The 10,476-nt window shown below is 71.8% G+C and carries 12 protein-coding genes; 5 read left to right on the forward strand and 7 right to left on the reverse strand.

The window, feature by feature from the left end:
* Positions 1 to 25: 25 nt before the first annotated feature.
* From ACFXKZ_RS51225 to ACFXKZ_RS51250, 6 genes are all read right to left on the reverse strand, one after another.
* Positions 26 to 1,837 (reverse strand): hypothetical protein, encoded by a 1,812-nt coding sequence (locus tag ACFXKZ_RS51225; RefSeq protein ID WP_380015076.1) that lies wholly within the window; start codon positions 1,835 to 1,837, stop codon positions 26 to 28.
* Positions 1,838 to 2,045: 208 nt separating this feature from the next.
* Positions 2,046 to 2,327 (reverse strand): hypothetical protein, encoded by a 282-nt coding sequence (locus ACFXKZ_RS51230; RefSeq protein ID WP_380015079.1) that lies wholly within the window; start codon positions 2,325 to 2,327, stop codon positions 2,046 to 2,048.
* A 325-nt stretch (positions 2,328 to 2,652) separates the two neighbouring features.
* The gene (locus tag ACFXKZ_RS51235; protein ID WP_380015082.1) at positions 2,653 to 2,907 is read right to left on the reverse strand and encodes a WhiB family transcriptional regulator; all 255 of its coding nucleotides are present in this window, start codon (positions 2,905 to 2,907) and stop codon (positions 2,653 to 2,655) included.
* 87 nt (positions 2,908 to 2,994) lie between these two features.
* Positions 2,995 to 3,138: a hypothetical protein gene (locus tag ACFXKZ_RS51240; protein WP_380015085.1), complete on the reverse strand. Its 144-nt coding sequence runs from the start codon at positions 3,136 to 3,138 to the stop codon at positions 2,995 to 2,997.
* A 154-nt stretch (positions 3,139 to 3,292) separates the two neighbouring features.
* Positions 3,293 to 3,415 (reverse strand): hypothetical protein, encoded by a 123-nt coding sequence (locus ACFXKZ_RS51245; RefSeq protein ID WP_380015088.1) that lies wholly within the window; start codon positions 3,413 to 3,415, stop codon positions 3,293 to 3,295.
* 315 nt (positions 3,416 to 3,730) lie between these two features.
* Entirely contained in the window at positions 3,731 to 3,952 is a 222-nt protein-coding gene (locus ACFXKZ_RS51250; protein WP_380015091.1) for a hypothetical protein, read from the reverse strand.
* A 648-nt stretch (positions 3,953 to 4,600) separates the two neighbouring features.
* On the opposite strand from ACFXKZ_RS51250, the gene ACFXKZ_RS51255 reads away from it, so the two are divergent.
* From ACFXKZ_RS51255 to tpg, 4 genes are all read left to right on the forward strand, one after another.
* Positions 4,601 to 5,329, forward strand: coding sequence for a GntR family transcriptional regulator (locus ACFXKZ_RS51255; RefSeq protein ID WP_380015094.1), 729 nt, complete (start codon positions 4,601 to 4,603; stop codon positions 5,327 to 5,329).
* A gap of 51 nt (positions 5,330 to 5,380) precedes the next feature.
* The gene (locus ACFXKZ_RS51260) at positions 5,381 to 5,905 is read left to right on the forward strand and encodes a GNAT family N-acetyltransferase (protein WP_380015097.1); all 525 of its coding nucleotides are present in this window, start codon (positions 5,381 to 5,383) and stop codon (positions 5,903 to 5,905) included.
* 233 nt (positions 5,906 to 6,138) lie between these two features.
* Positions 6,139 to 7,770, forward strand: a complete 1,632-nt coding sequence (locus tag ACFXKZ_RS51265; protein WP_380015100.1) for a helix-turn-helix domain-containing protein — start codon at positions 6,139 to 6,141, stop codon at positions 7,768 to 7,770.
* Between the two features lie 65 nt (positions 7,771 to 7,835).
* Positions 7,836 to 8,402 (forward strand): telomere-protecting terminal protein Tpg, encoded by a 567-nt coding sequence (tpg, locus tag ACFXKZ_RS51270; RefSeq protein WP_380015103.1) that lies wholly within the window; start codon positions 7,836 to 7,838, stop codon positions 8,400 to 8,402.
* Positions 8,403 to 8,607: 205 nt separating this feature from the next.
* Here tpg and ACFXKZ_RS51275 read toward each other — a convergent pair whose 3' ends face one another.
* Complete coding sequence (locus ACFXKZ_RS51275; protein ID WP_380015106.1) at positions 8,608 to 8,832, reverse strand: hypothetical protein; 225 nt, start codon at positions 8,830 to 8,832, stop codon at positions 8,608 to 8,610.
* Between the two features lie 120 nt (positions 8,833 to 8,952).
* Between ACFXKZ_RS51275 and ACFXKZ_RS51280 the strand changes: the two genes are divergently transcribed.
* The gene (locus tag ACFXKZ_RS51280; protein WP_380015109.1) at positions 8,953 to 9,780 is read left to right on the forward strand and encodes a hypothetical protein; all 828 of its coding nucleotides are present in this window, start codon (positions 8,953 to 8,955) and stop codon (positions 9,778 to 9,780) included.
* The last annotated feature ends 696 nt before the right edge of the window (positions 9,781 to 10,476 follow it).

Genomic DNA, 10,476 nt, shown 5'->3' on the forward strand with positions numbered 1-10,476 from the left:
TCGGGCCGCTCCTCGCGGTGGTTGGTCAGTCGTCGTCGGGTTCGGGGGCGAGTTCCACGCCTGCGTCGGCCAGGCGCTCGCGGGCGATCCCGACCATCTCCACCGCGCGGTAGTGGCCGACCTTCAACGTCGTGCGGGCGAGTCGGGCGCTGACCGCACCGCCCCGTTCGAGGAGCAGTCGTTCGGCCTCGGCGATCACCTGCTCGTCGGTGCGCTCGTCCCGACCACCGGCACCGGTTCGGCGATCGCTCGCGGCGCCGGTTTTGCGGCCGGACGCGGACCCGGTTCGGCGGGTGGTCGCGGGGGTGGTTCGCCGGGTGGTTCCGACGGCGGCCACCGGGGCGGTTTCGACCCGCTCCACGACGGCGGTCGCCGAGGCGGTTCCGAGTGCGGCTCCGGGGCGGTGTGCGGGAGTGGTTTCGAGGCGATCCCCATGCAGGTCAAACCCCGTTTGAGCCGGGGCGGGGACCGGCCTCGAAACCGGGGGCCCGACGAGCGTCGGAACCGGCTCGTCGGAACCAGCGTCGTGGCCGGGTCCGTGCATCAGTTGATGCACCCGCCACAGCACGATCGGCGCCAACGCCGAAACCACCACCGTGACGCCGATACGCACCCCCGGTTCCGGGTCCGCCGGAAGCAGATGAGCGATCGCGTTGGTGGCGACCATCACCGAAACCGCCCACAGAACCTCACGCCGAGTACGGATCGCCGCGATCACGTAGGTGTCGATGCACACCGGCGCAGCCGCCGCGAACACGCCGAACCCGAGCGCCTGGTAGAGGTGGAACTCGCCGCTCGCGGTGAGCACGATCCCCGCCGCCACCGCCGCCCATGTCAACACGAGCGTGAAGACCGACTTCTGCTTCTCGCGCTTCGCGCTCTCGGCGACGAACACCGCCCGATCGGCCTCGGTCCTGCGCCGCGTCCGGCGCGCGGCCTCCCGGTCGGCCTCGGCCGCCCGGGTCGTCTCCCGCACCTGCGCCTCGGCCCGCTGCATCACCGCGACCACGTCCGCCTCGGCCTGCCGCCGGGCCTCGGCCACCAGCCGCTCCGCCTCGGCCTCGGCCGCATCCCGCACCCGCGCCAGCGATTCCGCCTGACGCTCGGCACGTTCGGCCCGCTCGCGCTCCGCGTCGGTGGCCGACGCCTCGGCGGCCTCGGCCACCACCCGCGCCCGCTCGTGCAGTTCCTCGGCCCGCGTGTGCAGCTGCTCGGCGTACGCGGCGGCGTCCGCCCGCATCCGATCCGCCGCCGCCACCGCATCCGCCACCGTCCGCTCCGCGACACCGCGCGCATCGGCCACCTGCGCCTCGGCCAACACCCGCGCCCGCTCGCCCGCGTCCCGCACCGCGGCGGCCTCACGCTCGGCCTCGGCCTCGATCCGCCCGGCCGTGCGCTGCGCCGCAGTGCACCGGGCCTCGGCCTCGGCGGCCCGCTCACGCGCATCGGCCACCAGGCGCTCGGCCTCGATCGACGCGGCCGACACCACCCGCCGCGCCGAGACCGAGGCGGCCTCCCGGGCCTGCCCGGCCTCGGCCTCGGCGGCGGCCAGCATCTCGGCCGCGCCCCGGCGCGCGTCGGAGCGGATCGTCTCCGCCTCGGCCCGCGCCGCCTCGACGTCGGCCCGCGCGGTGTCCGTGTGTTCGCGGGCGGCGCGTTCGGCCTCGGCGACGTCGACGGCGGCCAACTCCCGCGCGTCGGCCAGGAGCAGATCGGCCCGCGCCTCGGCGTCGGCCACCAGCTGCTCGGCGCGGGCGTGGGCCAAGTCCACGATGTCGGCCGCGCGATCGCGCGCGTCCACCCACGCGGCCAGCACATCGACATCGGCCGCACCCACCGGGGCACCGGCCGGACCGGCCGGGCCCGGATGATCCGGCGGCCGGGTGTCCGCCGGGCGCGTCCGCGACCGAGGCACCGCCGAGGCGGCGGCCTTCTTCGTGTTCGTGTTCGTCGTGGTGCGACGGGCCACAGCGCCGTCCTCCCTCTATATAGGAGAGGGCGGCCACCCGGGATCCGGGTGGCCGCCCTCGTGGGGTCGGTCGTGCTCAGGTGGCCCGGCCGAGCGCGTCCGCGCCCCACCCCGACGTGGTCACCAGCACCACGGCCGAGTCCAGGCCGGCCGGGCCGGGGACCATTGCGCGCGCCAGCTGCCACACGCGCCGGGCGACGCGCGGCGGGACGGTGCACGGGTCCGTCACCGGACCCGGCGCGTCGGGCACGCCGTCGACCAGGACGAGAGGCACGTCCAGCAGGGCGGCCAACCCGGCCGAGGCGGGAATGGGGGGATCGCCGGATCCGCCTCCGGATCCGGGCATGATGTGGTGCACGGTTCTCCTCCATCTGTCGGGGGGTGCCGAGCGGCGGGCCGGTGGTCGAATCACCGGGCCCGCCGCGGTCGTTCAGCGGTGCCGCCCGCGAGCGGGCCGGCTCCCCACTGCGCTGCGCCGGGTGTCGACCGGCGCAGCGCAGTGGGCAACCGCCGGCCCCTGTCGGGGCCGGCGCGTGTTGCTGTGGGTGGTGTCGCTCAGGGGTGCCGGCGGGGCCGGGTGCCTCCCGGCCGGGACGGACCCGGCCGGGAGGGACTGGGCCGGCCACCGGGCGGTGGTCGCGGCGGCCGGTCGGCGGCCCGGGCCCGGGCCGATACCGGACCGATCAGGCGGAGGCGGCGGCCCGGTTGCGGGCGGCGCGGCGCTTGAGCGCCCGGCGCTCGTCCTCGCTCAACCCGCCCCACACCCCGGCCTCCTGCCTGGACTCCAGCGACCAGGCCAAGCAGCGCTCCATCACGGGGCAGCGTCGGCACACCGACTTCGCCTCCTCGATCTGAAGCAGCGCGGGGCCGGTGGTGCCGATCGGGAAGAACAGTTCCGGGTCCTCGTTCCGGCAGGCGGCGACGTGACGCCAGTCCATGGCGGTTCTCCTCTATATAGGGGTGCACGCATCGCGGTCGGGCCCGCGCCCCGGGCGGGTTGCTCGGGGCGCGGGCGACGTGCGGGGTCAGCGCCGGGCCGCAGCGCGCGCGGCGGCGGCCCACTGGGCATCGGCGACCGCGCGGCGCGCCGCACGATCGGCCGCCGCCTGCTGCTTGTCCTGGTCCTGGCGGGCGCGCTCGGCCTCGGCCTCACGCTCGGCGGCGGTCATCGGCCACCCCGCGCCCGCGCCTGCGACTCGGCCAACCGCCGCGCCGCGGCCTCGGCGGCCTCGGCCTGCGCCGCCTGCCGCGCCAGCGCTGCGGCCCACTCCATCTGCGCTTGCTGGCGCGCCGCCTCGATACGACGGTGCTCTTCGACGGCGCTCACCGGCCACCGCCCGACCGGGCCCGCGCCCATGCCTCGGCGAGCCGTTCCCGGGCGCGGCGCTCGGCCGCGTCGCCCGGACTCTCGGGCGGGGTCGGGGTGTTGCTGCTGGTGGTGTTCATCGCGTACCGCCCGACCGGCGGCCCGCCGCCCCGGCAGTCGCCAAACGGGCCCGGCGCAGGTACTCGTCCATCTGCCCCGCCTCCCCACGACGACGATCCGGCGGCGGGGGCGGCGGCGGGGAAGTCCCCTTCCGGGGCAAGTTCGTTGGTGCGATCATGTCGCTCACAGGCTTCTTCCTTCACTGGTGTGCCTGTGGCGCGGCCTCGGGCTGCTATCCCGGGGTCGCGCACTGTGTACGACTGCTCGGCCGAGCAGCCACGGGGGCCGGCACCGTGTAGGTGTCGGCCGCCGTGGTCCCTCGCGCGATCAGCCGGTCAGATCTGCGCCGCAGCCATGGCGCGGGCCACGTACTCGGCCAGGCTCAGGCCGGACCACGTCCCGGCCTCCAGGTCGATGTACTCGGCCTCGGCGCGGGCCTGCGCACGCTCCAAGACCTCGATGTACGGCGCGACGACCCGGACGATCGGATCGTCCGGCCCGGACAGGCCGAGCAGCGCGGCAACGGTGCTGGTGACGGTGATGGTGGTGTTCGTCATCTCGGTGGGCTCCAGTCGATAGACGGTCGGTGCTCCCCGCCGCCCCCGCCACGATCGGCACGGGGACGACAGGCAACCGCGGCCGAAACCGGGGGCTGCACAAGGAAGTTCGGTTGCGCGACTCGCGCCAGCGCTCACCAGGAGCAGCCGGGCACGATGTCGGATCTCGTATGTGTGTGGCTCGCCGGGGTCCGGGTCGTCGCGCACTGCACACCTCGGCCGGCTCGGTAGCGGGGAGATCCCTCCCGCGCCCAACACCAGACCGTGTGTGGGTTCCTGGATTTTTCGCTTCCGCCTTTGGGGCGGTTCTCCGGCGTCCGGGCTGTGACCCCCATCTGCGCAGGTCCCTGGGCCCAGAGCCCAGCTGCGACCTCCCGTGGTTCCGGTCCGGGTGACCTGTTATGGCATCCGCAGGGTGACCTGCGGGATTCGGTTGTCTGAGGAACACGCGCTTCCTTCGATCCCGCCGTCAACGGGTGCCTCCGGGCGCAGTCGCACAACGTGTCTGGTGTTCCACCGTAGGTTCTGGTCGAACAGTCAGTACTGTACGTACAGATGACAGGATGGTCAATCGTTCTGTACGGTCAGATCAGACAGATCAACTTGGGAGGCGCTGTGCCTGCGGATAGCCGCACCAGATGGGCGGTCGTGTACGACGATCTCCGCGACAAGATCGAGAACGGTCGACTTCCTCCGGGCGCCCACCTGCCGGGGGAAATCGAACTGGCCAGCGTCCACGGAGTGAGCCGACAGACCGTTCGAACAGCACTCACTCGGCTCACCCAAGAAGGACTGATCACCGAGGGGCGGGGAAGGCTGGGCCGGACCGTTCGAGACGGAATCAAGCTCCGTTGGGACCTCGGCGTATTCGAGCGGGGGCCCCGTCGGGACAATGCCGCAACAGGTATGGATGACTGGGCTGCTGGCGTCGCGGCCCAGGGATGCACGCCTCGGCAAACGGTTAACGTCACTATTGAGCCGGCTCCGAAGGAAATCGCCGATTCACTGGGGATCGCGGAGGGAGAAATGGCCGTCCGAAGGTCGCGCGTCCGGTACGTCAACGACCGGCCATACCAGCTCTCCACAAGTTGGTTTCCTGAGTCAATTTCACGCGGCACGCCGTTGATGCAAGCTGGCGATGTCGCAATGCCCGGGGGAATTCTGAAAGCAATTGGCCACCCCCAGGCGCGCATTCGCGACGAGTTGTACGTGCGGATGCCCACACCTACTGAAAAGGATCAGCTCGATCTGCCAATCGGCACACCCGTGGCACAGCACGTACGTACCGGATACGACGCTGCCGATCGTCCAGTCCGGGTGATGGTGACCATCGCTCCTGGGGACCGCCACGTGCTCGTTTACGAACTGGAGGTCTAATCGATGAGGCTCCGTCTCAAGCCCGCTGCCCCGTCCGATGTAGTCGAACTGATGGCTCTGCGAAACGAGGCCGAACAATGGTTGCAAACCGTCGGGACCGATCAATGGTCCGATGCAGCCACGGCTAGTCGAGCCCTCAAGAGCTGGCAGGAGAACATCGATTCAGGCATGACATGGGTGGTGGTCAACGAGCTTGACAGTATTATTGCAACCGCCACCCGAAGCGTTGCCGATCGCGATTTCTGGCGAGCCGAAGATTCCCCGGAAAGCGCTCTCTATCTCTCTAAGATAATTGTCTCTCGACGGATGGCTGGCCAGAATATCGGCGGGTTGATCCTCGATTGGGCCAGTCAACTTGCTGCGCTTGAAGCGCGGAATTGGGTCCGGCTCGATGTGTGGCGCACAAACACCAATCTGCACACCTATTACAAACGACACGGATTTCGGCACGTCAGGACCGAAGCCCCGTCGCACCGCCTCTCCGGATGGCTGGGGCAACGCCCCGCAGGGACTGTCCTCTTCCCTGAAATGCCCCTGGTCCCAACGCACCACGAGGAGATCCCTGACCCTGTGTGACGGTGCCATACTGACCGCCACAACAAAACGGCCGGCCCCTGGGGGCCGGCCGAAAAGTTGGGCTAAGGCGTTGACGCGCCTGTCGCCCGATGTGTGAACCCCCACGCCGTCCAAGCCCGGGGTCACGTCTGCTGGACCCAGGATACCCATCGCCGTCCACACGGCGACAGGTCACCCGATCGGGTCGGCGTGGCGTACCCGGTGCAAGTCCCGAGAGGACATCCCGAGCACCGATGAGCATCACAGCGATGAACTACGTCATCCGCCTCAAGATCGGCAACATGACGGCGAAGTTCGTACTGGAACGTCTGGCCGACCGCGCCGACGAGCGGTTCTCCTGCTACCCCGGCGTCGCGCTGATCGCGGCCGAACTGGAAGTAAGCGAGCGGACCGTGCAACGCGGTCTGGAACACCTCCGAGACCTGCGGTTGCTCTCCGACCGCGCCCGGTACCGCGCCAACGGATCCCAGACCGTGAGCCGGTACATCCTGCATGGCCCCTGGGACGACTACGCCGGCACCGGCGTGCCGTTCCCCGAAATCGTCCTCCCGAAGAAGGCCCGCGAGGAGTTGTGGGCCCAGGAGCCGGCCGAGGGTGAGTTCCGCGACGGGACGGCTGCGGCCGTCGCGCTCAAGGGCGACCAGGAGGCGGCCGAGGCCGCCGCGAAGCGCGCCGCCGAGGCCGCCGCTCGGGCGGCGGCGGCGGCGGAATCGAAGAGCGAGCGTGGCCGAAAGGCCGCCGTCGCGAGGAGCGAAAAAATCGCCGCCGAAGCGGGCACAAAGGACATCCCCGCAGATGGAGATGGGGTGACAGCTGTGTCACCCCCCCCGGTGACAGCTGTGTCACCCCCCCCGGTGTCACTGATGTCACCCCTTGAACCCTCAGTAAGAACCACCACAGAATCAGCGCCGCTCACGGCGCGTAGCGCCGGTGCCGTGCGCAGCACTACTGACGTAAGTAGCGCGCGCGAGGGCGAAAGCGGCTGCGCCGCGGCGGGCAGGACGGAAGCGGCGGAGGGTGTGAAGCCGGCGGTGCCGGCACCTCGGGCAAGCAACGGGGGTGGCGTCGCCGGTGACGCCACCCCCCAGGGCGGCCGGCAGAACGGGCCGGTGCTGACCCCGGAGGAGACGGCGGCGGTGCACGCAGTTGAGGCGGTGCTGCCGGCCGCGCTGTTGGCGGTCCTGCCCTACCGGCACATCCCGGGTCGGTGCCGGCCGGCGGTGCTGGCTGCTCTGGAATCGCGCACCGTGGAGCAGCTGGCCGCGCGCGCGGCCCGGCGGTGGCTCGGTTGGGGGTACGCCGAGGCCCACGACGCCGGAGAGCTGCGGTCGCCGATCGGCGTGGCGGTCGAGTTGATCGCGCCCGGCCTGTACTGCCCGGACCTGTCCTGCGAGGACGGCGAGATGATCGACACCCGCGTGGCGTGCCGGGCCTGCGCCGAGCGCCGCCGGGAGCGCCGCGCCGCCCGCCGCGCCGGCGAAACCGTGCCGACCGGCCGCACCGGAGCCGGCCGCGCCCCGCTGCCCGAATGCGCAGACTGCCGCGCCCCGTTCGCCCACATGGTTCCCGAGGACGGTGTGTGCGCCGCGTGCCGAACCGAGGCCGCGGCCGAGGAAGCCGAGATTGCGGCCCGCATGCAGGCGATCGCAGACGAGTGGGACCGGGAGGCGGCCGACCGCGCGGCGGCCGAGGAAGCCGACCGCGCCGAAGCCGAGCGCCACGCCCAGGCGCAGGCCGCCGAGGACGCGCGCCGTCGGGCACAGGCCGCCGCCGACGCCGAGGAAACCGCACGCCTGCGGGCCTGGTTCGCGGAGCAGCACCCCGAACTGGTGATGCCGGCGCAGCCGCCCACCGCCCCGTTCTAGCCGCATCCGTGGGCGCCCCGGAAAGCCCCGGGGCGCCCACGGCCCACCACGAAGGAAGCCCCCACATGGGCAAGATCGGCGACGGCCTGGACCAGGCCGCGCAACACGTCTTCACCCGGAAACCGCCCCGGTCCACGAAGGCCCGCGTGCGGTTCCTGATGAGCAAGAACCACAACCGCACGCGCGCCGTTGCCCAGCTGCTCGGCGTCAGCCAACGCACTATCGAGCGCTACCTGAAGGGCGACCGCAAGAACCCGCCCGGACCCGTCAACGCCAGGATCGACGCCGAGGTCCGCCGACTGTGGCAACCGCAGGTGCGCCGCCGGGCCGAGCAGCGGGCGGCGGCGGCCGGCGCGGTGGTGATCGAGACCAGGGCCAGGTTCGGGTTCTCCTCCGCGGCCGGGTCCACCGACGACCCGCGCATGCGCCGCATCACCCAACCCCTTCCCCCCGACCGCGCCCGGGAGTTGTTCGACGCCCACCACGCCGGCGCCCCCGAAAGGGACCTGGAGCGCATCGTGGCCGCCGGCCTCCACCAGGCGTACTTCCAGGAGGGCGGCACCCGCGCCGACGACCTGGATGCGGTCGAACTCACCGACATCGACTACTGCGACTTCGACATCCGGGGCTGACCCGCAGCACCCACCAGCCACACCAGCCCCAAACCCAAGCCACCAGAGGCCGCCACACGGCCCGCCTGCCGCCCAGGGTTCCCCAAGTACCCGAACGACCCATGCGGGCCCCGGAAGGGCCACCAAATCCCGTGACGGGGCATCCCCGAGGTGGATCACGGTCCCGAATCCTGGAGCAGCCCCGGGAAGTGCCTGGTGGGCGTGGTCAGTCGTCCATGTCGATCCAGATCCGGCCGTCGTCGTCCACGTGCGCGTCGTAGATCACCCCGTCCACGATCGCGCCGTCCACGACGACCCACAGGTCCTCGTCCTCGTCCTCGATCCACAACACGCCGTCGTCGTCGGTGTACGCCGGCCAGATCACCCCGTCCGCGATCACCGCCTCAAAGATGACGTCCGGCTCGAACCCCTGCCGCGAGAACCACCCCATGCGAACCCCCTCCCGAACCGTGAAGCCGCCGAAGCCAGCGTGGCGCGCGCCCGGCCGCCGCGGGCCCGAACGCACAAACCACGCCCCGCCCGCCCGTGGCCGGCCGGCAGGATGCCGAACATGAGCCTGCCGCGTGTGCTGCCGGATGCCGTCGCTCGTCTCCTGCCTCACGCTGCCCCGCCCCGATGGCGGGCCGCAGTCGACCGCGCTGCGCAACTGCTCGCCCCGTCGTGGGGCGACGGCGATCCGCCGGCCGAAGTCGGCCTCCTGGTCCTGGCCGTCGCCGTGCTCGCGCTGGACCAGGAGCCGGCCGCCGCCGACACACCCACGATCCTCGCCGCGGTGGCCGAGGCCACCGACGCCGCCGAAGCCGGCCGAGAACCCCTCCCGCTGCGCCGCCGAGGCACGGCGGCGCTGGCAGCAGCCGGCCAGCACGACCCCACCACCGGCGCCTGGACGCCCCTGGGCGCGCTGTGGCGCGATGTTCTCCACCAGTGGCTGCCGGAGGTGCCCACCTCCGACATCCCGCCCGCACCCTCGGTCCTGCGCGAGACGCTGCCGCCCCTGCGCGCCGCCCTGGCCCGGTCCGCCACCGCGACAGCCGGCCACACGCCCGCCCCGGCGCCCGAACCAAGCGCGCTGCGCACCGTGTTCGTCTCCGGCATGATCCGCCGGGTCACCCCCGGCGCCGCCCTGCCCGTGCGATGCGACACCTGCGGCGCCCACCAGGACCTCATCCTGCGCCTGGACGGGCCCACCGTGACCGTGCGCTGCCCGAACCGACACGACACTTACCCGAACCGCCTGGACGCCGTACGCGTCGTCCAGGCCGTCCGACACCACGGCGCCGACCCGGCCGCACCCGCCGCTGGCATCGATGGACACCTGACCGTCACCGTCCACGGCGACGTACGCGCCGACCCCCGCCGAGTGTTCGCACTCGACTAGACACCCACCGAAATATCGACGCGAAATCCGCCGACCCGAAAAACGAATTCCTCGAATTCCGTGTTCGGAATAGGCAATTCCAATGCCAGGAATACCTGGCGACCAGGCATGTCGACCCGGGAGCCTCCGGCGAGGGGATCGAGCCGACTCCAAGGACGGCGCGCAGGGCCTCGGCCGGCTGCTCCAGGCGCCGGCCGGCGGCCGGCGGCCGACATCCGCACTGGTGAGACGGCATATACAAGCCGAGGACGGCAAGCGTCCCGAGCCCATCCGAGCCGGCCACCACCCTCGATCCGCCCCTGGAGGTGGTCCCTGATTCCTGGGATTCGTAGGGAGCATGTTGTCTAAGCTCCGAGTGGCGCGCGAGCCTGCCATGTGCCATCATGGGTGACGCGGCCGGCGACGGGAAACCGGACGGGGCGGAACCCCACACGCGGGATGCCCGCCCACATGTGACGGATCGTCAGCTATTTTTCGACGGTGAGATCAAACCCATCGAGCAGACGCCAACAGCCAAACCCCGCCCCCTACTTCGCTGCCAGCGGGCCCGCAACGCGGGCCTGCCCTCCGCAACGCGGAGGGCCTTCCAAGACGGCGCGTTGCGCCGTCTTGTGGGGTCCGCAACGCGGACCCCGGCACCCGCAACGCGGGTGCCCAGCACTTGCTCGGCGCAACGCGCCGAGCTTCGCTCGTCAG

Origin of the sequence: Embleya sp. NPDC059237 (assembly GCF_042754105.1) — a bacterium.
Classification (GTDB): Bacteria; Actinomycetota; Actinomycetes; order Streptomycetales; family Streptomycetaceae; genus Embleya.

Excerpts from the sequence above, each read along its gene's own strand:
- ACFXKZ_RS51235 (WP_380015082.1), bottom strand. The coding sequence starts at position 2,907 with ATGGACTGGCGTCACGTCGCCGCCTGCCGGAACGAGGACCCGGAACTG.
- ACFXKZ_RS51240 (WP_380015085.1), bottom strand. The coding sequence starts at position 3,138 with ATGACCGCCGCCGAGCGTGAGGCCGAGGCCGAGCGCGCCCGCCAGGAC.
- ACFXKZ_RS51245 (WP_380015088.1), bottom strand. The coding sequence starts at position 3,415 with ATGAACACCACCAGCAGCAACACCCCGACCCCGCCCGAGAGTCCGGGC.
- ACFXKZ_RS51250 (WP_380015091.1), bottom strand. The coding sequence starts at position 3,952 with ATGACGAACACCACCATCACCGTCACCAGCACCGTTGCCGCGCTGCTC.
- ACFXKZ_RS51260 (WP_380015097.1), top strand. The coding sequence starts at position 5,381 with ATGGCTCTGCGAAACGAGGCCGAACAATGGTTGCAAACCGTCGGGACC.
- ACFXKZ_RS51265 (WP_380015100.1), top strand. The coding sequence starts at position 6,139 with ATGAGCATCACAGCGATGAACTACGTCATCCGCCTCAAGATCGGCAAC.
- tpg (WP_380015103.1), top strand. The coding sequence starts at position 7,836 with ATGGGCAAGATCGGCGACGGCCTGGACCAGGCCGCGCAACACGTCTTC.
- ACFXKZ_RS51275 (WP_380015106.1), bottom strand. The coding sequence starts at position 8,832 with ATGGGGTGGTTCTCGCGGCAGGGGTTCGAGCCGGACGTCATCTTTGAG.
- ACFXKZ_RS51280 (WP_380015109.1), top strand. The coding sequence starts at position 8,953 with ATGAGCCTGCCGCGTGTGCTGCCGGATGCCGTCGCTCGTCTCCTGCCT.